At 33.2% G+C, this 23,271-nt stretch carries 19 protein-coding genes and 5 pseudogenes; 19 read left to right on the top strand and 5 right to left on the bottom strand.

The genetic code is table 11. The features are described 5' to 3' along the window. Nucleotides 1–269: 269 nt before the first annotated feature. Nucleotides 270–1,667 (bottom strand): outer membrane beta-barrel protein HofD, encoded by a 1,398-nt coding sequence (gene hofD, locus KX581_RS06015; RefSeq protein ID WP_164856843.1) that lies wholly within the window; start codon nucleotides 1,665–1,667, stop codon nucleotides 270–272. 74 nt (nucleotides 1,668–1,741) lie between these two features. After that, nucleotides 1,742–3,328 carry an outer membrane beta-barrel protein HofC gene (hofC, locus tag KX581_RS06010; RefSeq protein WP_231175848.1) on the bottom strand — a complete coding sequence of 529 codons (1,587 nt, stop codon included), beginning with the start codon at nucleotides 3,326–3,328 and terminating at the stop codon, nucleotides 1,742–1,744. A gap of 286 nt (nucleotides 3,329–3,614) precedes the next feature. Between hofC and KX581_RS06005 the strand changes: the two genes are divergently transcribed. Next, on the top strand, nucleotides 3,615–4,559 hold the full coding sequence (locus tag KX581_RS06005) for a catalase family peroxidase (RefSeq protein ID WP_231175847.1): 945 nt from the start codon (nucleotides 3,615–3,617) through the stop codon (nucleotides 4,557–4,559). Nucleotides 4,560–4,586: 27 nt separating this feature from the next. Here KX581_RS06005 and KX581_RS06000 read toward each other — a convergent pair. The 3 pseudogenes from KX581_RS06000 to KX581_RS05990 all read right to left on the bottom strand — a co-directional run. Beyond that, nucleotides 4,587–5,110, bottom strand: a pseudogene (locus KX581_RS06000) (DNA cytosine methyltransferase); the annotation flags it as partial. A gap of 96 nt (nucleotides 5,111–5,206) precedes the next feature. Continuing rightward, a pseudogene (locus KX581_RS05995) lies at nucleotides 5,207–5,830 on the bottom strand (GIY-YIG nuclease family protein). A 1-nt stretch (nucleotide 5,831) separates the two neighbouring features. Continuing rightward, nucleotides 5,832–6,386, bottom strand: a pseudogene (locus KX581_RS05990) (DNA adenine methylase); the annotation flags it as partial. 204 nt (nucleotides 6,387–6,590) lie between these two features. On the opposite strand from KX581_RS05990, the pseudogene KX581_RS05985 reads away from it, so the two are divergent. From KX581_RS05985 to KX581_RS05905, 18 genes and pseudogenes are all read left to right on the top strand, one after another. Continuing rightward, nucleotides 6,591–7,354, top strand: a pseudogene (locus KX581_RS05985) (hypothetical protein). A 10-nt stretch (nucleotides 7,355–7,364) separates the two neighbouring features. Beyond that, nucleotides 7,365–9,281, top strand: coding sequence for a toprim domain-containing protein (locus KX581_RS05980; protein ID WP_231175846.1), 1,917 nt, complete (start codon nucleotides 7,365–7,367; stop codon nucleotides 9,279–9,281). Then, nucleotides 9,271–9,573: a TrbC/VirB2 family protein gene (locus KX581_RS05975; RefSeq protein ID WP_000649842.1), complete on the top strand. Its 303-nt coding sequence runs from the start codon at nucleotides 9,271–9,273 to the stop codon at nucleotides 9,571–9,573. The genes KX581_RS05980 and KX581_RS05975 overlap by 11 nt, the downstream gene beginning before the upstream one ends. Then, nucleotides 9,574–9,834 carry a virB3 type IV secretion protein gene (locus KX581_RS05970; RefSeq protein WP_100966763.1) on the top strand — a complete coding sequence of 87 codons (261 nt, stop codon included), beginning with the start codon at nucleotides 9,574–9,576 and terminating at the stop codon, nucleotides 9,832–9,834. It begins immediately after the preceding gene. Between the two features lie 12 nt (nucleotides 9,835–9,846). Then, nucleotides 9,847–12,345 carry a VirB4 family type IV secretion/conjugal transfer ATPase gene (locus KX581_RS05965; protein ID WP_231175845.1) on the top strand — a complete coding sequence of 833 codons (2,499 nt, stop codon included), beginning with the start codon at nucleotides 9,847–9,849 and terminating at the stop codon, nucleotides 12,343–12,345. Continuing rightward, nucleotides 12,338–14,272 (top strand): annotated as a pseudogene (locus KX581_RS05960) (type IA DNA topoisomerase). The gene KX581_RS05965 and the pseudogene KX581_RS05960 overlap by 8 nt, the downstream one beginning before the upstream one ends. Further along, on the top strand, nucleotides 14,272–14,400 hold the full coding sequence (locus tag KX581_RS08275) for a hypothetical protein (protein ID WP_000243255.1): 129 nt from the start codon (nucleotides 14,272–14,274) through the stop codon (nucleotides 14,398–14,400). The pseudogene KX581_RS05960 and the gene KX581_RS08275 overlap by 1 nt, the downstream one beginning before the upstream one ends. A gap of 1 nt (nucleotide 14,401) precedes the next feature. After that, nucleotides 14,402–15,388 carry a VirB8 family type IV secretion system protein gene (locus KX581_RS05955; RefSeq protein WP_120872342.1) on the top strand — a complete coding sequence of 329 codons (987 nt, stop codon included), beginning with the start codon at nucleotides 14,402–14,404 and terminating at the stop codon, nucleotides 15,386–15,388. Further along, on the top strand, nucleotides 15,388–16,929 hold the full coding sequence (locus tag KX581_RS05950) for a TrbG/VirB9 family P-type conjugative transfer protein (protein WP_120872344.1): 1,542 nt from the start codon (nucleotides 15,388–15,390) through the stop codon (nucleotides 16,927–16,929). The genes KX581_RS05955 and KX581_RS05950 overlap by 1 nt, the downstream gene beginning before the upstream one ends. Beyond that, nucleotides 16,926–18,161 (top strand): DNA type IV secretion system protein ComB10, encoded by a 1,236-nt coding sequence (locus KX581_RS05945; RefSeq protein ID WP_231175844.1) that lies wholly within the window; start codon nucleotides 16,926–16,928, stop codon nucleotides 18,159–18,161. Before KX581_RS05950 ends, KX581_RS05945 begins: the two co-directional genes overlap by 4 nt. 69 nt (nucleotides 18,162–18,230) lie before the next feature. After that, a complete protein-coding gene (locus KX581_RS05940) occupies nucleotides 18,231–18,524 on the top strand; it encodes a hypothetical protein (protein ID WP_120872348.1) in 294 nt (97 codons plus the stop codon). Continuing rightward, nucleotides 18,517–18,780 carry a hypothetical protein gene (locus tag KX581_RS05935; protein ID WP_120872350.1) on the top strand — a complete coding sequence of 88 codons (264 nt, stop codon included), beginning with the start codon at nucleotides 18,517–18,519 and terminating at the stop codon, nucleotides 18,778–18,780. Before KX581_RS05940 ends, KX581_RS05935 begins: the two co-directional genes overlap by 8 nt. Continuing rightward, the gene (locus KX581_RS05930) at nucleotides 18,777–19,076 is read left to right on the top strand and encodes a hypothetical protein (protein ID WP_120872352.1); all 300 of its coding nucleotides are present in this window, start codon (nucleotides 18,777–18,779) and stop codon (nucleotides 19,074–19,076) included. The genes KX581_RS05935 and KX581_RS05930 overlap by 4 nt, the downstream gene beginning before the upstream one ends. After that, complete coding sequence (locus KX581_RS05925; protein WP_231175843.1) at nucleotides 19,076–19,963, top strand: CpaF/VirB11 family protein; 888 nt, start codon at nucleotides 19,076–19,078, stop codon at nucleotides 19,961–19,963. Before KX581_RS05930 ends, KX581_RS05925 begins: the two co-directional genes overlap by 1 nt. A 49-nt stretch (nucleotides 19,964–20,012) precedes the next feature. Further along, nucleotides 20,013–20,468 (top strand): mobilization protein, encoded by a 456-nt coding sequence (locus KX581_RS05920; RefSeq protein ID WP_231175842.1) that lies wholly within the window; start codon nucleotides 20,013–20,015, stop codon nucleotides 20,466–20,468. Continuing rightward, entirely contained in the window at nucleotides 20,465–20,755 is a 291-nt protein-coding gene (locus KX581_RS05915; protein ID WP_120872358.1) for a hypothetical protein, read from the top strand. The genes KX581_RS05920 and KX581_RS05915 overlap by 4 nt, the downstream gene beginning before the upstream one ends. Next, nucleotides 20,756–21,313, top strand: coding sequence for a hypothetical protein (locus KX581_RS05910; protein ID WP_231175841.1), 558 nt, complete (start codon nucleotides 20,756–20,758; stop codon nucleotides 21,311–21,313). Next, complete coding sequence (locus KX581_RS05905) at nucleotides 21,314–23,041, top strand: type IV secretory system conjugative DNA transfer family protein (RefSeq protein WP_231175840.1); 1,728 nt, start codon at nucleotides 21,314–21,316, stop codon at nucleotides 23,039–23,041. It abuts the gene before it with no gap. The last annotated feature ends 230 nt before the right edge of the window (nucleotides 23,042–23,271 follow it).

Below are 23,271 nucleotides of genomic sequence, written 5' to 3'. Positions count from 1 at the left end.
TTTCTTGCGATCTTTGCATCATTTTTAAAAAGCTTATGAAAACCGCTCGCTATATCAATGTATTCTTTAGCCTTCTTTGTGGTAAAAACTTCGTCTTTAAACTCGTTGAGCTTGTTGAAAAACTGCGTAGGGTGTGGTGTTTTGTTCTAGTGTATTAAATATTGAATAATAAAATTAAATAAGGCTTTTTGAGTATTGATATTTGATTGGAGCGAAGCCTTTTAATATTTTAAAAAGGCTAATCAAAAATATCCATTAAGGATAAAATACTAGTAAATTCTAAAACCATAAGTGATGTTAAACATTATATGACTCCTGTCAGAATACACATTGTGCGTTAAAGGCTGTGTCCCAGGCCCGTTAGGATCGGTTGGAACATACATGCCGCAATACCCAATACAATAGCCTTTTTTGGTGATATTGCCATAATATTCTAGTTTTAAATCCATTCTAATATTATACTTATTAGAAAAATAACTCAAAAAGAGCGCAAGACTCCTTTCATCAGCCCTTGGGCTATCCGTCCAACGGCCTAAAATTTTCCAACTAAACCCCCTATATTGTGAGCCTACATATAAAAACCCATTGATAACATCAGCGCCAACAATATTGTTAATTTCTGCGTCATAAATACTATTCGTCCAAATGTTATACCCCAAAGGGTCGCCATAAATACCTATATCACCATTAGCGTTACCGATATTTTTATAGACACTACCCCCAAATTGCCACTTATTATAGTAAAAACGGGTGCGGAAGAAATAAGTTTGCCCGCTCTTGCCTAATGGCACTTGTTGGAAGAGGATAATATCATTTTGATTAGCCGGAGTGGCAAAAATGGGGAAAAAACCCACGAAAGTGCCTACAAAACGAAAGCCCTTATTGTTAAAATTAGGGTTGGTGTCATAAGTGATATTAATGCCTGGTGCATACATTCTTTGAAAGATCGCATAAAAATAAGGGTTGATTTTTAGGTTGTCTTTTTCATATTTCAAATCCGCTATCATTAGAGCCTTACCGCTTGTATAGTAACGCCCAAAATACCAAAACCAGTCGCTTGACGCTGAAGCCCTAGCGTCTGAATACATCACTCTGAATCTGGTATCTTTGTATTTGACAAAGCCTTCAACCCCTTGAGTGTAAGAAGTGAACCAATCATACTCTTCAGCATCATAGCGACCCCCTTTCACGCCAAAACTGAATTTGTCTTTTTTGTAGTTGTAGCTCAAAAAAGCGTTATGCACCATGGCTAAACGAGGTTTTTGCACATTTAAACCGCTATGCCCTGCATACCAACCAATATATTGCCAAAAGATACCCGCCCCAAAAGGATCGGTCCTAGAGCCGGGCTGGCCGTTAGGGATATTGTTGCCTTGATAGGCGGTAGAGTCATAGGGAAGCGCTGCCATCATAGCCCCCACTTCCGCTCTCAAACCCTTGTATAAACCCATGCTCAAATTCAATTCGCCGAGCAAAGAAGTGTAGCTACCTGTAGGATAAATGTCTTTAGAAGGCTGGTATCTTTGATTGTTAAAGCCAAACTTGGTATAGCTGCTCACCTTTCCAACAATGCTCATGTTGAATTTATAAGCTTGAAGTTTGGATAAAAAGAGACTAGAAAAAAGCAAAAAAAATAGAGAGTAAGAAAAATATTTCTTAATTTCCAAAAACCCTAACTCCCAAATGATATTAAAATAAAAATACAAAAAAGGCATATCTAAGAGATAGGAGGAGAACTCTCTTAGAAACTATAACTGATGTGTGTCATCAAATGGCTTCTATCTTGGGTAATACTCTTTTTAATGCCACCCATGTCTTGAGGACCTTGTGCGAATGCAGAAGATTCAAACAAACCATTATTCAAGTTAAGCGGCTGACCGTTTGGCCCAAGGAAACCGGTTCCAGGGTTGTAACCCGCACGAATTTGGAACTCTAACCATACGAGTTTGAGACCCGCTTTAACATGCTTGCTGAACTGATAGTCTAGATACATACCGATACCATATTCCAAAGCCCTTGGAGCGGTAGTGAAGCGTTGGTAGAGACTCCAACTAAACTTACCATGCTTGCCTCCACCTTTAACATACTCAGTGAACGCGTCAGCATCGGTAATGTTGTCGATCCCTGCAAACCCTAAGCTGTAGATACTGCCAACCCATTGTTCGATACCATCCACAGCGATGATGTTACCCCAAGTACCTAAGTTCATGTTAGGGTTACCAATGTTGAGATAAGCACCACCAACCACAAAGTAGTTGTTAATGTCTATATGGTGGCGTAAAAAGAGTGTCGCACCACCAGGACCTTGTAAGCCACGCCACTTACCATTATCCAAGAACGGATCCCAAGTGTTATAACGAGCGGGTGCGTAACGGCCGTATTCAGCGTTATTCCAACGATAGTCATACAACACATAAAAAGTCGTTCTGTTCCTCATGCCCATACCACTAAACTCAGGATTGGTATCGTATTCTATTTTAGCACCGGGCAATGTGCCTACTTCTGGGATAAGATACACATAAGGGTGAATCATTAGATTCTTTGTAGGGCGATAAATAATACCCGCCTTATGAATACCCCAAGGCTTTTCACGATAGATAGGGAACAACCACTGACCATCAGCGATACCACGACCCCAAGAGCTAAAGAGCAAGAACTTCATCTTATTCGTAAGCTTGAAAGTCCCATAAAAACCTTGGAACAATTGGTAAACCCAATCCATTTGCTCCTGCTCCGTAACATCAAAGCGCCCCATGACCATATGGACTCTGTCGCTGTCATAGGTAAGATTCGCTTTATAAACTTCATAGCGCCTTGAACCACCAGGCAAGTAGGCGTTAGCCGGATAGTAGTTAGGGAACAAGCCGTTCCACTCACCCATATACTCCCAACCAATACCTCTAGGGTTAATGATACCACCTGGCCCTGATTGCTGCCACATTTTAGTAGCATTCATACAAAGGCTCATAGAATCAGTGCCGCAAGAAGTTTTATCCCAATAGCTTGGGGGGGTAAAATCCTTTGCCCACCTATCATACCTAGTGCTATCATAAACTTGTCCGCCCAAAACACCGCCTAAATTCACGGTCCATCCCCTACCTAAATGCACAGACCCCTCTAGCTTACCCGTAAGGTTAACAAAAGTCTCTGTAGGATAGATACCTTTAACAGGGTTAATAGGCGAGTGGTTAAAACCCACTTTAGCAAAATTGATAAAATCTCCATGCACTTCATAAGTAACCGCCCCTAATGAACCCGTAGTGAACAATAGTGGCAAGGTAAAACACTTTAGCAATGCAGCCGCAACTTTTCGTTTCTTTAATTTCATTCCTCTTCCTTACTTTACCTGAGAATAGATAAATTACTCTGTGGAAATAATTGTAGCATAAAAGAATATAGATTTAGTTTAAAATCAAGCCAATTTTTCTTAAAAATCACAAAATTTAAAACACAAGTTTATCCTTAAAAGCTTGCTAATGAGCATGCAAATGGATAAGATGATCTTTTAAGATCCTAATAAGGTATCAAAAAAAGGCTTTTTAAAGGCTTAATAGGGAATTTACTGATACAATTAAAGGCATTGTTTTATATAAAAAATAACAATAAGGAAAAAAATGAAAAAAATTGGTTTGAGCTTGTGTTTGGTTTTTAGCTTGGGTTTTTTAAAAGCCCATGAAGTGAGCGCTGAAGAGATTGCGGATATTTTCTACAAACTCAACGCCAAAGAGCCTAAAATGAAAATCAACCACACGAAAGGATTTTGCGCTAAAGGCGTGTTCCTCCCTAATGCGCAAGCAAGAAAGGATTTAGATGTGCCACTACTCAATGAAAAAGAAATCCCTGCATCTGTAAGGTATTCTTTAGGGGGCGTAGCGATGGACGATAAAAGCAAAGTTAGGGGAATGGCGTTAAAATTGGAAAATCAAAACGCTAGCTGGACAATGGTGATGCTCAATACAGAAATCAATTTCGCCAAAAACCCTAACGAATTCGCTCAATTTTTTGAGATGAGGATTCCTAAAAATGGCAAGGTGGATGAAACAAGAATCAAAAAGCTTTATGAAGAAGTCCCCTCTTATAGGAATTTTGCAACTTATATGAAAACGATAGGGATTAGCTCAAGCGTGGCTAACACGCCTTATTATAGCGTGCATGCGTTCAGGTTTAAAGATAAGAAAGAGGAATTATTGCCTGCGAGATGGAAATTTGTGCCTAAAGAGGGCGTTAAGTATCTTAACCCCCAAGAATTAAAGCAAAAAGATTCAAATTATCTGCTTTCTTCATTCCAACAACACCTTAAAACTAAGCCCATAGAATACCAAATGTATCTGGTGTTTGCGAACAAAAATGATGCCACCAACGACACGACCGCGCTTTGGAAAGGCAAACACAAGGAATTATTGGTGGGGACCTTGAAAGTTGAAAAATACGAAGGAATGGGTTGCAATAAAGATGTGTATTTCCCAGCCGATCTCCCTAAAGGCGTAGAAGCCCCTACTGATCCCTTATTCCAAATCAGGAATGAAGTTTATGGGATCACTTTTAGCAGGAGGCAATAAAAAGGCTAAGGCAAATCAAAATATAAGGGGGGAGTGGGATTTTTGCTTAAAGCGTTTAAGCACGCCCACTAAAACACTTCCTCTCTTATTTGAGGCACACCATAATCTAGGGCGTTTAAAATGGCATGCTCTAAAATATAACCTCTCTCTTTAAAAGCGTTACAAATTTGTTGGAACAATTGCCCTTTTTGCATAGACATTAAACCCACCACATTTTCAAAAACAAATATTTTTGGTTTCACTAAATCTAAAAGCCGCAAATATTCTTTAAACAGATTCGCTTTTTCATCCATTTTTCTTTTGCCAAGGGTAGAATAGCTCTGACATGGTGGTCCGCCTAGTAGAATATCAATTGGAACGCATGGCAAGTTGTGGCAATGAAGTTGCACAATATCGCATAAAATGGTTTGTGCCTCTTTATGATTGGCTTGATAGCTTAAAATGGCATCCTTGTCTATATCATTAGCCCATACTAATTCAAAATGGGGATGCACAGAAAAGCCATAGCTCAATCCTCCAGCACCACAAAAAATATCTGCTACTTTATACAAGTTCTATTTTTTTCCTTTCATCTAAACCCATGCTTTATTTTAAATATATCTAGTAACTTAAAGCCCTTTTTTTGAGATTGGGTTAAGATTGCTTCTTCAATCTTTTAAAGTTCCGCTAGGTTTGTCAATCGCCTTTCTATGGATGGCCTTTTCTCTGTTTTGAGCTTTTTGAGTGATATTGGCATGCTCATCTTTAATATCATTTGGCTAATCTTTGCCTTGCTCTTGCTCATTCCATTCGGGTAATGCGTCATTGTTATTGTTTCTATAATCTGTTAGGCAAGCTTGCTCTAAAAGTCTATAGCTTATACTTGCATCTTTGATTGCACAAAAACCAAACAAGCCTTTCACTTGAGTTTCAAAATTAGGCTGATAAATCATGTAAAATTCTATTTTAGCCCCTGTGAGTATTGTGTGATAAAGAAAATACCACACGCCAAAACTTCTAATATTAGGCCTCCCTTTGACTCCCCCATCTTTATAAATATTGAGCGTGCTTTTAATCCCGCCATCTGCTTGAGAACCACCGATTTTTTTAATCTCACCATCCACTACAATTAAATACACTCTAGCCACATTTTGAGTTAAAATATTTTGAGATAAAGATTGATTGTTTTCATCTTTTAAATCCTTAAGATAGTTGAAATTTAACTTTGTGCTGTCTTTCACATATTCTACATCAGCGATTTTAAAGGCAGTTTTGACTTCGCTAATATGCATTTTACTCCTTGATAATCAATAACTCATGAGATTGTTTAACATGATTACTATCGCCTCTTTCTAAGCGATTTTTACCCATTCTGATTTCGCCTTGTCCCATAGTGTATTGCCAAGATGGTTCTAAAATTTTAAAATCTTTATAAGCATTCCTTACCAATTCGCAGTCATTATAACTTAAAATAAATGGTCCTTTATGCCTTTTTAGCACGTGAGCTAACACTTCGTGCTTAAAACCATTATGGTGGATAGGAAAATTACGCATAGGATAAATCCCCTTAAACATTTTAGAATTTTCTAACACATAAGGGGGGTCAAGATAGAAAAAATCATTAGGATAAGCGAGCAACACTTCTTCAAAACTAGAGCATTCCATCTTTAAACTGGGGGCGTTAAAATATTTAATTTTTAAAAGGGCGTTTAGATAGCGTTGTTTGTCAGTGTAAATTTTACTTATCCACCCTAAAAATCCTGGCCCATAGCTTAAATTAAAGTTAAAGTAATAATCTCTAGCCAAAATTAAAGGGTCTAAAACACATTCTTTAGAGAATGTAATTTTTTTCTAATCTCTAAGAAATCAATATCTAGGGATTATGACTATGCGAGAAAGAGTTTTTAAAAGAAAAGTTCTAGATGCGAATATCTTAAAAGAAATGCATGTGAACAATGTCTGTTATTCCAAGCATTCAAAAGATAGGTTTATTCTTTAGAGAATGTAATTATTTATAGAACTCTTATCTAAGCTTCTTTTAAAAGGAAGTTTATGAAGTTTTTTAAAATCCCTAAACTGCACTTAAATTCTAGAGAGTGCCAAGAAATGTTTTTAGACAATGTTAAATTTTCCAAAAAGACACAACAATTTTATTTCCAAAACTATCCAGATGTTAATGTAGAAATCTTTAGAAAAGTTGTTGAAGATAGGTTTTATAGCACTTTATTTGGTGGGGTTGGGTCTAGAAGGCTTTACAGAGAGCTTTGTGAGCTTGCACTAAGTTCAAAAAGCAATAAAATTGCATTAAGTAGACACTATTACACGCAAGTGCATCAGTGTGTAGATAGGTCTTTAAGAAACGCAATCAATGATTTGGAAGCTCAAGGGTTAATTGAAGCGGTAAAAAATAAGCCAGGCTATGTGTATATCTATTTAAAAGACTTCACAAAAAATAAGGAGTTTCAAGGGAGTAAATTCAATAAAAACACACTCCCTTCCCCTTTTTTTTAAAAATTATTAACTTTTTACAAAAGAACACACAAAGGCTAAAAAGCGTGAAGTATAGAGTTAATAATCAAATTTGCGAGCTTAAAGAAATTGTTTTTAGTAAATTCAGACAATTTAACGACTTACTTTTTAGTTTTAACCCTTTGAATGACACACAGACAATTTTTACGCTTAATTATAAAAGCTTGAGCAAAAAAGCACTCCCTAGTAACAAATGTCCTTATCAAAAAGCTATTGTATTGAAAAATTTGCAAAGAGCTTTTAATAGATTGAGCGTTAAATCTAAAGATTTAAGAGGATGTGCATAAAGGCTTGATTATGGCTTATGTAAAGAACGCTATATACTTACCACTAGATAGCCTTTTAGAAAGAAATGGTTATAGATTGAACGCACAAAAAAGCACTAAAATTTGGAAAGTTTATGGTAATAGCAATGAAAAGCTTCTTGTAAGACAAAATGCTAATTTTCAATGGTTTTATTTCAACTGCGACAATAAAGCTGATAGCGGTAATATTATCAATTTCTGTAAGAACAGAAATTTAGATTTAATGGGTTTTACGCAAGGCTTAATCATAAACGATGATACCATAAAAGAAAATGCCTCTAAACTAACTAGTAAAGAAGCAGATAAATTTAAAGAGCAACAAAAAATTATTGATAAATTCAATCAATTTGAACTTTATGATTTAAGCAATTCCAAAATGTTAGAAAAAAGAAAGCTTAATGGTAATCTGTTTTTAGTCTATAACCACTCTTTAAAAAAAGACAAACATAATAACATGTGTGTGCCTAACTTCTTATATTCCAAAAATAGCCATTCTAATAAGATCATTTCTTACACTAGACGCTTGGAAAATCCTATGACTAGCTTAAATAATCAAGTGTTAAACAGACCTATCAATGCTTTAAATAAGGGGGAAAAAGGTATAGAAATGCTTGCCCCTAAGGATTTAAAGCTGATTAAAAATATTGTTTTAAGTGAAAGCATTATTGATAGCATGAGTTATTTGCAATTAAGAAAGCTCAATGCTTATGAAAGTATTCTATTAAGCTGTAATGGGCAATTTAATGCTAATAAATTAGACGCTTTTTTAGAAAAATTATTGAGCGATATTGAGCAATCTAAAAGCAAAGAATACGCTGACTATCTTAAAAAGGTTCAGAGCTTTGAATTATATAAAGGCACTCAAACAAGAATTGAAAATAAAACAAACACCACTAGAGATAATTTAACTATCCATTTTTCAAGGGCTAAATATCCTAGTAGCACAGATTTTATGCCAGCTAAAGATTGGGTTAATGAAAGTGTAAAAAGTTTAGATGAATTAGTTAAGGTGATTACAAACTACCATTATTCAAGTGCGATTTATAAGAATAACTATAGAAATACCCATAACACCAAAGGCTTTTCTAACTTGCTTATTTTTGATATAGATAATGACAAAAATAAGCCTAATATTAGCCTAGAAGAGACTAAAGATCTCTTTAAAAAACATGGCATAGAAACGCTCATTATCCCATCAAGAAACCATAATAAAGAAAAGCACGGACACATTGCTGAAAGATTTAGAATCATTATCCCTACACAGCAAACTATAGGTCAAGATTTTAATTGTAACAATGATTTTAGTGCCTTTAACAATTTTTGTGCTAAGGCTTTGGGTATTTATGACTACATAGATAAAAAAGTTTCTGTGGATCAATCAAGGGCTTATTATAAAAGCCCTAATGATGCAACGCCTATTATTTTAAAAGGACGCATTATGGATATAACCCATTTAAAACAACAAGCAATGAGTAATTTATTTACACAGAACACGCAAATTCAAACCACAGAGCCTGAGCCTGTGAATAAACCTGATTTGTCTTTAAATATTGTTTTAGCCTATGACAATGATAAAAATGGACAAATCTATACACAGATTAGTGAAGAAATCATTTATAAGCATACAGAAAATATGCCTAATGTTTTTATCCCATATTCTAAGGATTGTAACGATGACTTAAAGCTAGCCAATTTAATCGGTAATAATCATATCAATAATGAAATGATAAAAAACTTTTTAGAAAGAATAGAGAAGCAATCTTTGTTTTTTGATGGTGAGAAAAAAGAAAAATTAGAAGCTCTTAAAAATGAGTGCTTAGCCTTATTAAAACCACAAGAACAAACAATCTCACAAAACAACACAAAAGAAAATGAAAAACCAATTCAAGGAGTAGATTATGAAATGTAAAAATTTCAAAGAAAAAGCTTTATATTTTATGCTGTTGGCTATGCCCAATTTATTGTTGGCAAATGGAAGTGGCGTGTGGCAGTCTAATGCATTACAAACAATCATCAATTTTACTAGCGGTCCTTTTATGAAAGCAATAGGTGCAATTATTGTGATTTGTGTTGGTATTTATGTAGTTAAAAACCTAGACAGGCTAGGAGAAATTGCGTGGAAATGTATAGGGATAATTTTAGCCACTATTGCCATTGCAAACGCTCAAACTATTGCCACTAAATTATTTGGAGTTGGGTGAATGATTTTAAATTATGTAGAGACCATCAATGTTAGAGAAATATCTAAAAAAGAGAAGTTTTTAAAGCTTAATATGAATAGTTGGATCATTTCTTTTTTGAATGCTTCTTTCTTATTTGTGTGGTCTTTATTATATGGCGTGGTGCTATTGGTGGCATTAATAACAATGTTTTACATACTAGAATTTTTTGATGAAGATATTACAAACATTATTTTGGCAAACCTAACGCTAAAAAATGACACTAAAGAATATTATGCTTAAAGGGTTTTAAAAATGTTTCTTGGTTTAGAGGGTTTTAAAAAATTTATTTTCAATTTCTTAAGTTCTTGTATTCCTAGACAATATTCTTTAGTTCAAGAAAACAATATTAATGGGAAATTTGATGAAAAGTTTGTGTTAACGCATAAAGGAAACTTAGTAGGAGCAATATCTTTAAGCGGAATAACTTATTCAAATTTTGATAAAGAAGAGGTGGCTACACAATTTTTATACAGAACACAAGCTTTAAATGAATTGATAGATGGTGTTACGCTAAGAATTGTTGCTAAACGAAGAGATATAAAAACTCAAACTATTTACAACAAAGATGGCGTGAGTAAATACGCTAAAAAAATTGTTAATGCTTATGAAAAAAATAAAGAATTTTATATCACGACTTACTATTTAATTATTGAAACAAAAAGCGTCAATATAAAAGGGCTTTTAGAAAAGTGGAAAGCAAAAATGACTACTGATAAGTATGTAAATAATGATGAAGAGAAACCTTTAAAAGATAATCTTAAAAACTCAGAAACACAAAAACAGGAAGCTTATAAAATAAAAAAGAATGCGGTAGAAAATAAAGAATTGCAAGATAAAGCAACTCTTTTAGCTGAGATTTTAAATAAGATGAGTTCCATACTAACAGACTTTGAACCTAAATTTTTAAGTTCAGACGATCTATTGAATTTATACGCTGAATATTGCAATGGTCATTATTGTGATTTTAAATACAAACAAGGACGATTGAGCGATGGGAATATCCAATCTCATTTATATTTTAAAAAAGACCACTTCATACATGACTATAACGGAATAGAGACTTTTAAGCGTTTTATTGCTGTGAAAGCTTATGATGTGGATAATATCACTTCTTTGGCTTTATCTAATCTTTTGTGTGAAAAGTTTAACTTAGACATTTTGCTTACCATAGAAGCTATGGATAAAGAAAGAGCTTTGTTTTTTATTAGAGAGCGTAAAAAACGCTCTAAAGATATTAGCTATCAAAATATAGAATATTTAGAGCAAATGGTTTCTACTGACAGAGCGCAAATACAAAAAGTTAGTTTATCAATCATGGTTTTTGCTAATTCTAAAAAAGAATTAGATAAAAGATCAATTATTGTATATAACACTTTGAAAAAAGAAGGCTTTTCAGCGGTTTTAGAAAGCATCAATATGCGTCCTATATTTTTTTCATTTTTTCCTGAAAGAAACTTTTTAAATTCACGCCTAAGACCTCAAACTAGCCAAAATATTGCTAGTTTGATTATGTTTGAAAAATATCAAGAAGGCTTTAAAGAAAATAGTTGGGGGGATTGTCCTATCAGCGTGTTTAAAAATCAAAATGGATCAGCCCATTTTTTCAATTTTCAAGCTAAGCAAGGTAGAGATAGAAACGACAATGTTGTAGGTCATACCATGATAATTGGTAGCACAGGAAGCGGTAAATCCACTTTTATTAGTTTTTTAATCGCCAATTTACTGACTAAATACGATATGAGCGTGGTAGCTCTTGATAGAATGAATGGTTTAGAGATTATGACTGACTTTTTTGAAGGTCAATACAATACTGCTAATACAGATGGTGGTTTTTATATCAACCCTTTCAGTTTAAAAGATACAGAAGAGAATAGGCAATTTCTGGCAAACTGGATTAAATTTATGCTCAATATTGATAGCGATAACCAACAAGATAATAAGGCTTCTCAGTCTATAGATAAGGTTATTAGAGATACTTATAATTACATGGGTGAACAAAAAAATCAAATAAACTTATTAGAAATTGCCAAAAATTTAGGCTCTAGCGAACAAGATTTTAATGAGATTTTAAAATCACAAGGGGAAAAAGTCTATTTCAAAAAATTTCAAGATTGTTTAGACTTTTCTAAAAGTCCTTTAAGTGTGATCAATATGGATGTTTTTGCTAATGATAAAAAACTTATGGGGCTAATTGCTATGTATTTGTTCCACAAATTGTTTTTTGAAGCAAAGGAACACAACAAACCTTTTTTCCTATTCATTGATGAAACTAAAGACTACATTATGCATCCTATAGTGTTTACCTATATCGCTAACGCACTCGCTCAAGCTAGAAAAATCAACGGAACACTTTGCATGGCGTTTCAAAAAATATCTCAAGTCAAAGAATTAGGTATTGATAAAGCAAAGAGTTTGATAGGCAACCTTTCTCAAGTGATTATCTACCCCACAAAAGATACTGATGAACTAATAGAATGCGGCGTTCCATTAAGCGATAGCGAAATCAATTTCTTACACAACACGGATATGAGAGCCAGACAAGTGCTAGTAAAAAATATCGTTACAAACGCTTCAGCTTTTATTGAAATTGATTTAAAAAAAGATTTGCAAGAACTGCTTTATATTCTTGATAGCAATGCTGGTAATAGAAAAATCCTCAATGATCTTAAAAAAACAAACCAAGAAACTTATAAGGAAGAGTATTTAAAAACTAAAATAAAAAAAGAAAGCGAGAATGTTCAATATGTATAAAAACTGCGTATTCATCATAGAAAGTCCCAATAAGATCGCTAAAATCAAAGAATTAACAGGAAGTTCATTTGTTTTTGCGACTGGTGGGCATTTTGTTGAGCTAGTCAATATTGAAGTGAGTCAAGAATTTAATCCTATTTTTGAAATTAAAAAAAGCACGGATAAGAAAAAGGATAAATCCACTCATATCAACTATATGATAAATCAATGTAAAGATAAAGTAGTTTATATTGCTACTGACCCTGATAGAGAGGGTTATGGTATAGGTTATAAATTTTATGAAAAAATCAAAAATATAGCTAAAACAATTTATCGCACTGAGTTTCATGAAATCACAAAAAGCGGTGTAGAAAAAGGCTTGAACAATGCTGTGCTATTTTCTCAAAGCAATCTCAATCTATATTATAGTTGGCTAGGCAGGATTGTAAGCGATCAATTTGTAGGCTTTACTTTAACGCCTTATTTGCGCAAAAACATTAAAAATTTTGAAGTGAGTGCTGGCAGAGTTCAAACTCCTGTTCTTTCAATTTTAGTAGAATTAGACAGAAAAATCCAAGCCTTTGAACAAAAGAATATTGATGAGAAATTAAGTTATAGCATAGAAGCTATTATTGATGTGTTAGGCTCTCAAATCCCTATTGCTTTAGTAGAAGAGAATAAAAGGAAAGTGTTTGAGACCAAAGAATTAGCCCAAAACTTTTTAAATGACTTAAAAAACAATCTTAACCCCTTAGCTTTTTTAGACGCAGTAGAGCAAAAAGATAAAGAAAAATCTCCACCTAAACCTTTCACCACTTCTAATCTTTTAAAAGATGGGGTTAGAATTTTAGAAATGGGCGTTAAGCAAATCCAAGAACACGCCCAAAAACTTTTTGAAGCTGGATTGATTACTTATATTCGCACCGATAGTGAAGCGTTGAGTAAAGAATACTTGCAAGAGCATCAAGCGTTTTTTGAAAATATTTATCCTAGCGTGTATGAATACAGAGAATATAGGGCTGGTAAAAATTCACAAGCTGAAGCGCATGAGGCTATAAGAATTACACACCCTCACTGCTATGAAGATCTTAAAAAAGTGTGCGAGAAACACAATATTACAGATATTGATGATTTAAAAGTCTATACGCTTATCTTTTTTAACACCATTTGCTCTCAAAGTAAAAACGCTATTTACGAAAACACAACTTTAAATTTTAAAGTAAAAACGCACAGCTTTAAATGCAGTTTTAGCAAACTCAAATCTAAAGGCTTTAAAGCGATTAAAGACTTAGAAGAATAAAAGAAAGATGAAGAAGAGATTGAAAGCGATCTTGATTTTTCTAGTTTGCAATTAAAAACTCAAATGCCTATTTTAGATTTTAATATCAAAGAACTAAAAGCTAAAGCTCCTAGCCCTTATACTGAAAGCACTTTTATCGCAATGATGGAAACCTATGGCATAGGAAGACCTAGCACTTATACAAGTGTATTTGAGATCTTAAAAAACAAAAATTACATTACATTAGAGGGCAAAAATAGGAAGATCACGCCCACAGCTCTTGGTAAAAACATTGTTGATTTCTTTTTGAATGATAACCAAACACAATGGATTGCTATTTCTAAAGTGGATGATAGTTTTACAAAAAAATTAGAAGAAATGTTAGATGTGATTATAAAAGATGGTAAAAGCGCTTATCTTGATTTAATGCAAAATATCCAAAAGAAATTAGGCACAGAAATTTCTAACTTATATAGAAATAATAGCAATAACAACATTTCTTCTACAAAAAAAGAAATGATACCTCCAACTGAAAAACAACTTAGTTTTGTAGAAACTATAGAAAAAACTCTTCAAATAAAAGCTTCTGATATGACGAAAAAAGACAAGTTTGCGTGCATGAAGTTTATAGAAGAACATAGTAAAAAAATGCCCAAAAAGGATAATTGATGGTATTAAAACTTGTATCTATTTGCTATGCAGTCATTATTCTTATGGGTTGCTCCAATAAACAATATGAAATGTATAAAAGCCCTTGCGCGAACTTAGAAAATCCACAAAAAGGCTTTAAGGCATAAAATGGAAAAAGTTTGCATGAACGCATGGGAGTTGCCTAAGGTTTTAGAAGAAAGATTAAAAGAAAAATATGGCGATGATTGGGAAAAATATGTTAAGGCTAAAGCAATAAACGAAGAAGAGCTTGAAGAACAAGTCAAAGATAAAGCCAAAGAGCAACAAAAGATACAAAGAAAAAAAACACTCAGTGGATTTTTAAAAAAAGTTGGTCTAAAAAAGCGTGATATGTTGCAAAGCACTATGCTGTTTGATGGAGTCAAAGAAGCTGATGCGCTTTTTCAAGCAGAGCGTAAAATTGGCGATTGGATCTTTAGCAGTGCGGTATTCTTTTTTGCTCTAGCTTTTATAGAAGCCATTATTATATGCTTATTATTGCCCTTAAAAGAAAAAGTGCCTTATTTGGTAACCTTTTCAAACGCTACACAAAATTTTGCCATAGTCCAAAGAGCAGACAAGAGTATTCGTGCCAATCAAGCACTTGTGAGACAATTGGTAGCATCTTATGTCAATAATAGAGAAAATATTTCAAATATAAAAGAGCAAAACGAAATAGCCCACGAAACCATTAGATTGCAAAGTGCATTTGAAGTATGGGATTTTTTTGAAAAACTTGTTTCTTATGAACATAGCATTTACACTAATATCAATCTAACACGAAAAATTAGCATTATCAATATCGCTTTAATTAGTAAAACCCAAGCCAATATTGAAATATCCGCACAACTTTTTAATAAAGAAAAGTTAGAAAGCGAAAAACGTTATAGAATAATTATGACCTTTGAATTTGAACCCATTGAAATTGATACAAAATCTGTTCCCTTAAATCCTACAGGCTTTATTGTTACAGGTTATGATGTAACTGAAATTGCGATTTTAAAAGACCTAGATGAAAAAAATAAAGTCAAAGATGATGGTGTGAAATCTAGGATTATCCATACCGAGAAAAAAGACCCTCATATGAGCCAATATAAAGATGTTAAGGAACAATAATGAAAAAACTCACTCTATCGCTATTTTTGTATTGCGCTTTACTTAGTGCTGAAGAGGGTATTTTTAGAAACAATACCAATGAAACTGATCCTACAAGTTCTTTTGAACATGGCAAAGAAAGCAACAATCTTATCCCAGCAAAATCTGATAGTTTAGAAAGTTTCAAAGAACAAGAAAACAAAGAAAAAGCCAAACAACTTATGGATTTAAAAGCCTTACAGAGCGTGTATTTTTCTAAAAATAGAAAATTGCAAGACAATAATTTCAATGTCTTATATGTGGCAGGCAACACCAACAAAATCCGCTTACGCTATGCGATGACTACCACTTTTATTTTTGATAATGATCCTATTATCTATGTGAGCTTAGGAGATCCTAGCGGATTTGAGCTCACTTACCCTACTAATGATCATTACGATTTATCCAACATGCTAGTGATCAAGCCGTTACTTATAGGGGTGGATACAAACCTAACCGTAGTCGGAGCGAGCGGAACAATTTATACTTTTTATTTGTTTAGCACCACTTACACTAGCAAATTTCAAAGTTATTTTTCAGTGTTTGTCTCCAATAAAAGGGCTATCGGTAAGCTCAATATTTTATCTAAAAACGAGCTGGAAAAAAGAGAGCAAGAACAATGGGCTAAAACAGAAACAAATACAAATAGCTTTAATAAACAAGACAAACAAAAACTTGACTACAGAAAAATCAATTATGAGAGCAAGGAAATTGATGATGGCAAGTTTATAAGAATTGGAGATGAAGTCAATCACATTTTCATTGAAAAAGCTAAAATCAATCGTGGTTATTTGCAAAAACCCAAACACAAACGCACCTGGTGGAGCTTGTGGCTCTATAAAAAACCCAGCGATGATGCGCTTGATATAAAGGCTCTAGATGTCTTTGATGATGGCAAATACACTTATTTTAGATATGACAGAGATCAAGCCTTTTCAAAATTTCCTTACACCTATAAGGTTGTAGATGGGTATGATAATCCTATCAATAGCCGTGTGGTAGGGAATTACATTATTGCTGAAGATGTTTCTAAAAAATGGACTTTAAGGAGCGGTAAGGAATATGTGTGCGTAAGAAGAGATAAGCACAAATACCAAAAATCTAAGGACTTCATGCGTTTAAAAAGGCTTTTAGAGCAAGATGAATCCATGAAAGCCAAACGAAACAACATTCACTTGATTGAAGACACTACGCCTCAACCTAAAAATGCCATTAGCGTAACGGAGTTGTTAGCTCAAATCAAAAACCAAACTCCAAATGAAAAATGCCGAGCCTTAAATGAAGAAGAAGTTAAGACTTTAGAAGAGGTTAAAAACATCATAAAAGCTCCCAAGCCTTTGCAAAAAGATTTGAAAAACAAGCTCAAAAAACACACAATCAAAACTCATTATTGCGTGCCTATCCCCTATATAGAAAGACCAAAAACCACTGATGGTTTAGAGAATAATAAAAAGGGGCTGAATAACACCCCCAAACAAAATCAAGCAAACCCTATTAAAGAGATTAAAGAAAACAAGAAATGAAAAAACTTCTTTTACTTTTAGAGCATAAAATCATAAAAATTGGCTTAATTATTGTGATTGTATTAGCTGGTTTTTTTCTTTTTTACGAACAAGAAATCAAAGAAAAAGCTGTTAATGTTTCTCAAGGTAAATTCCCTACTTCATCTTATTTGTTTCAAGCTTACGAAGGCATTAAGAATAAAATAGATACTATCAATGAAGTGAAACCAAACGATGAAACTAAAAGCGTTAATGAGAATATAGAAAAAACACAAAAAGATTTAGATGATTTTAATGCGCTAGTGCAAAAATTGCCAAATTTGCCTAAGGATTTTAATAAAACGCTTATTAAACCACAAAGTCCATCCTTCAACTACAATACCGCTAACGAAGAAGAAAAAACCCGCCTTGTGATTTTAGCGTCTCGTATTAGCAGCCAAAAAGAAACGCAGTCTCCAACCTCTATAAAAAATAGTGTTTCTAACACAAAATCCAAAGAAAAACAAGAACTTGAAAAAGAATACGGCTCTAGCGGTTTTAAAAATTTTAAAAGAAAAAATGTAGCGAGCAGTGAAAACAAACTTTTGAGAACCATTACAGCTGACAGAATGATCCCAGCCATTCTGATCACTCCTATTAGCAGTGAAATAGGGGGGAGTAAGATAGTCGCTCAAGTGGAGAGTGATATATACGCAACGATGGGTAGAGCGGTTTTAATCCCTAAAGGGAGTAGAGCCATAGGTTATTACAACTCTAATAACAAAATAGGAGAATACCGCTTAGAAATTGCTTGGAATAGGATAATCACGCCACAAGGGGTCAATATCATACTAAGCGATGCTAAGGGAGCTGATGTCAAGGGCTATAACGGCATGATAGGCACACTCCATAACAAATATTGGGAACGCTATGGTATTCCTTTATCCTTAAGCACCTTGTCAAATGGGCTACTCATAGGTCTTACTAGCGGTCTTACCGAAGCGATGAAAAACAAAAGGGGTGGTTTTAACCAAAACTATTTTGGAGATTACATGATGATGCAAATGACGAGGCAAACTGGTATCAGCCTAAATAACATTATCGCTCAAATCATGCGAGAGCAAATCAGGATTAAGCCCATTATCACTATTAGAGAGGGAAGCCATATTTTTATTAGTCCTAATACGGATATTTGGTTTCCTATCCCTAAAAACAATGAAGTCTTAGCGAAATTTTTTAATGAAGAAAAGGAGCAAAACAATGATACAAAATAGCATTATTAATAATAATTTTATTCTAAATAGTGTAAAATTAAAATACAATATTAAACATAAGGATTACCAATGAAACTCAACCCTAAAGAAGAATTATTGAACACTCTAGAAGAAAGCAAAGATGCAGAATATGTGGAGCTTTGCAAAAAAGCAGTAGAGACACAAATGGAATTAAGAAAAGTTATGGATAAACGCCTAGAAAATGAAACCAAAGAGTCAAGATCCAGAATGCAAGCAAGGATTACTGAAAGGCTGGTTTCAGAAATTTTAAATACCGAAGAGCATTTTTCAAAAAAGATTATCCAAAACGAGAAACCGCTTGAAATTATTTTTGATATAGAAAGGACTTATAACAATGATTGATGAAAATTTTAATTGCGATAAAAAGCTTGCTCATTTAAATGAAGAGCTGCCCATTTTAGAAGCGCCTAAAAAAGATAAAAAACCTAGAAAGCCTAGAAATTCTAAAATTAAGGATTTAGATTTTTATGCCTCCTATGTGAGCAAAAATGTTGAAATCCAAAAAAAATTTGATGAGACTTATAGGTTGTGTGAACAAAAACAGCAAGAACTCAATAGTTTATTAAAAGAACTAGAAAACTTAAGGAAACAATTATGAAAGAAAAATTAGACAAATTATTAAAATTAGAGCTTAATGAATTAGATAAATTGGATTTAGAAAAAGAGTTATCTAATCTAAAACTCACAAGCCATAAAATCTACCAAGAATACTTACTAGAAAAATACGAAATTTGTGAAAAAAACCTAGAGATTAAAGCTAATAATAAAAGGCTTTCCAAAATACACCATCTCTATTCTTTAGTTAAAAGAATAGAAGATAAAAGAGAAAAAGAGCGCATTGAACTTCAAAAAAAAATGTTAAGGGATTTTGATAATCATCAAGGAGAGCCATAATGATTTCTAATCTTTTAAAAAGTTACCTTGATGACTTTATGCCTATTTTAAGCCAGCCTAATTTAAATGAAGTGGTTTTTAATAAAGAAAAAGAGTATTTCTTGCACCGCCCAAAGGAAAAAGTGAGGTGTTTTAATGAAAAATTTACTAATGATTATTTGTTAGTTTTTTGTGAGCAATTAGCCATTTTTAGAAACCAAAAATTCACTCTAAAAACGCCTAATTTAAACACTTCTTTGCCTTACACACAAATTAGAATTAACGCATTACACCCTAGCATTATTGCTAGTTCTAATATTTCTATCAATATCAGAGTGCCTAGCAATTTCAAGTTTGAAATTAACGCCTTTAAATTAAGTGAGAAATGTCTGGCTAAAAACATTACCTATGATTTTTTACTTAGCTTAGTAAGTGCAGGTAAAAATATTTTAATAAGTGGTGGCACAGCTAGTGGCAAGACTAGTTTTGTTAATTCTTTGATTGAAAATATTCCCAAAAACGAAAGAGTAGTTACTATTGAAGATAGTCCTGAGTTAAAAATCAGTAACGAAGACCAAGTTAATATTTTAGTAGATAAAAGTGGGAGCGGATTTTTTACTTATGAAGATGGCTTAAATGCGGCTATGAGAATGTCTCCTGATAGATTATTATTAGGCGAAATTGACACGCATAACACTGCGTTATTTTTGCGTTTAGCAAATACTGGGCATAGCGGAATGATAAGCACCTTACACGCTAATAGTGTAGCAGATGCTTTTATAGCTATTTGTCAGAATATAAACTTGAATAAAGGCGGTAAGCCTACGCCTAAAGAAACGCTTTTAGATTATTTTTGCACTGGTATGGGCTATGTTATCCAAATCAAAAAAAAAGTAGCGATAGGATAATTGATGATGTTTTAAATGTTAAAAGCGAATTTAAAAAGGAGTTAGTGTTATGAAAAATCCAAGACTTTACAGAAAATCTAAACAAAAAGAGAGCGCTAAAAGGATGGAATTTTTATTGGATGTTAGATGTGTCCAAATTTTAAAGGATTTAAAAACGAGGCACAACAAGTCTTACACCAAAATTGTAGAAAATCTTATTTTAAATAGCCAAATTAGTTTCTACAAACAGCAAAAAATCACAAGCGCTTTAGGCAGTTTAGCGATGCTATATAGCTCATTGAATGCGACTTGTTCTAATTTTAACCAGATTGCTTACCATTTAAATAATGCGGCACTTTTAGGAGAAAATGTTATCCATTTTGGCTTATTGCAAGATATTGAAATACAGCTGAAAGCTTGGAGTGAAAAAACAAAAATTTTAAACCTAGCTATCAAAAAAAGCACTTTCATCGTAGCGCATTGTTTAAAAGGGGATAAGAAAATTTTTAAAGGGATGAATTTATGACAAAAGAAACTGATATTGATTTGATTAGAAATTATTTAGAAAAAATGGCATCTATTATTAAAAGTTCTCAAAGCATTATCAATGCTCCCCATTTTCTAAAAGATGAAAATCAAGCAAAAATATTACAACAAAATCTAAAAGAAAATTTCACTCTTTTAATGGAATATATTAGTGAAGTTTGGGTTAAAAGCGAAGAAGAGTTTGAAGAGTTTATGAAAGATGAGAGTTTTGAGAATGATTTTATGCATTTTATGAGTTTATTAGATAGTAAAATCAAAGTAGAATAAATGCAAATTTATAAGCCTTATTGCTATATCATTTCTATTTTAGCCATTCCTTTTATTTTTTTAGGCGTATCGCATTATTTCTTAGATTTTCCTAGTTTTTTAGCGAGTTATAACTATCTAAAAAAGATTATTCTTAATCTGCATAATTTTCCCCATTTTAAATTTGGGATTTATTTTTCATTCTTTTGTGCGTTATTACCGCTATTTTTGACAGCCTACTTATTTTTTAATGGGCGCAATATGGATAGTCATGGCAAGGCGGTTTGGGCTGAAATGAAAGATATTATTAAGTACGAATATAGGATTTTTAATATTTTTAAAGGCTTGTTTTTAATTTTGTTTTTACCTCTAATGCTTGTTGTCTCTAGCTTTACGCTATTGCCTGTTTTTATAGGGTGTATATTTTATAAAGTTTATCAATTTGCCAAGAAAAGACCTAAGATTTTCTTTACGATCTTATCTTTTTTAGTAGTGATTTGTGTCTTAACCTTTATATTTAGGGGATTTTTAAGTGTAAAACTAACGCTATTTATTAAATATCTAAAAGGATTATTTTAAATGAGAGAAAAATTCAAAACATTAAGAGATAAATTTAAGGATAAAACCAGCAATTTATTCCATAAGCTTAATAGCATTCAAAAAGATTATTACACTAAAACTCTCCCTAAGGCTTGCAAAGATGTCTTTACGCTAGGTTCTTCTAAAAGTTACCCTATGACCTTAAATTTTAACAAAGGTTTTTGTGTGGGGCTATATAAAGGTTTAAATTCGCTTAAGCCTACTTATTATGATGCTCCGCTTTCTACTTTAATTGTCGCTCCTCCTGGAAGTGGTAAAACCGCAGCTGTGGCTGTGCCTAATCTTTTAAATGTGCCTAGCTCTTGTGTGGTGTTAGATATTAAAGGGGAGTTGTTTGATTTGACAGCTGGTTACAGACAACAAGTTTTAAAAAATAAAATTTTTGTGTTTGATCCCTTAGGAAATGATAACACGCTTAAATTCAATCCGTTTGACAAACGCATTGTAGAAAAATTAGATTTTAACCGAAAGCGAAGGCTTGTAGATGAAGTGGGTAATACTATTTTTGCTGAAGATGGGGCAAATAAAGACCCTCATTGGACACAGCAAGCTAAAAATTTATTTGTCTTTTACGCTCTTTATGATTTGTGCGTGCATAACACTAGCACCTTTTTTGAAATTGCAAGCGCTCCTATAAAAAATTATGTTCCCTTAATCAATCCACAAAGCCGATTTTATACTGAATTATATGAATGTCAAAGTAGCGATAATGGTTTTGTTAAAGAGAATGGGCGTTATATGGCTAAAGTAGAAAATGGCGTTAAAAAAATGAAACCTAATGTCAATGTGGAATTGCTATGGTATAAACAAGTAGCCGAACAAGTCTATACTGACCCAGAAAATCCTAAAAATTATGATGGATCTGTGAACAATTTAGAAAAAGACGATCAAGGCAATATTATAATGAAAGAGGGTATGTTAGATCCTATTATTAGAAACGAAGCGAACAAATGGGCTAAGGCGAATGATAAAGAGTTTGCGAGCATTAAATCAGTTTATAGCCGTTTTATGCAAGTCTTTACAAGCTATCAAGTTAAAAGCGCTACAGATAGCATGAGTTTTGAATACAAGGATTTAAGGGCTGACAATATTTCACTTTATATTAAAATCGCTCAAACAGATATTGACACGCTTGCACCGCTTATCCGCATCCTTTTGGAAAGTATTGCTAAAAATCTTTTATTGAAAGAGAGTAAGAAATTTGAAGAAAGGGTTTATCTCTTTTTAGATGAATTTGTGCGTTTTGGTAAATTGCCTTTTTTATTAGAAATGCCCGCATTGAGCAGGAGCTATGGTGTGGTTTTAATTTTTATCACGCAATCCAACGCTCTTATTGAAAAATATTACGGCAAAGAAGATGCAAGAATTGTTAATAGCACCGTGGCTTACAAAGTAATTTTCAAAATGGATGATTTAGAATACGCTAAACAAGTGAGCGAAGAAATCGGTAAGATGACTAGAAAAACACGAAGCCACTCTACAGAAAAAGGACAGCTCATTACCGGAGGGACTTCTAGTATAGGAAAAGAGGCGTGGGATTTATTGAGCGCGCAAGATATTATGAATATTGATAAAGATGAAGTGATCGTTTTAGTAAGCGGTCATAAGGCTAAACCCTTAAAATTAAAAGCGAATTATTATTTTAAAAACAAAGAATTACTCTCTCGTATTAACTGGGAAGTCAAGCCCAATGAAGAAGTGTTTTGATGAATTAAAAAAGTTTGCATGAGTGTTTTTTAATTGCTTTTTAAAAATCGCTTTCTGCAACTCCTTATCCTTGTTGCTAAAAAAAGAATACACCAATTTCTAACACGGATTTGCGTTAGATGATTAGCAAGATTTAAAATAAAGATTAACATTTTTGTAGTGTAGCTTAGCGTAGCTTGTTTTTAGAAATTAGCATGTTCTATTTTAAAGTTAGCGCAACTTGAATTAAA

The sequence above is a fragment of the Helicobacter pylori genome (assembly GCF_021062735.1).
Classification (GTDB): Bacteria; Campylobacterota; Campylobacteria; order Campylobacterales; family Helicobacteraceae; genus Helicobacter; species Helicobacter pylori_DN.
This window is presented reverse-complemented; position numbering and strand designations above follow the sequence as displayed.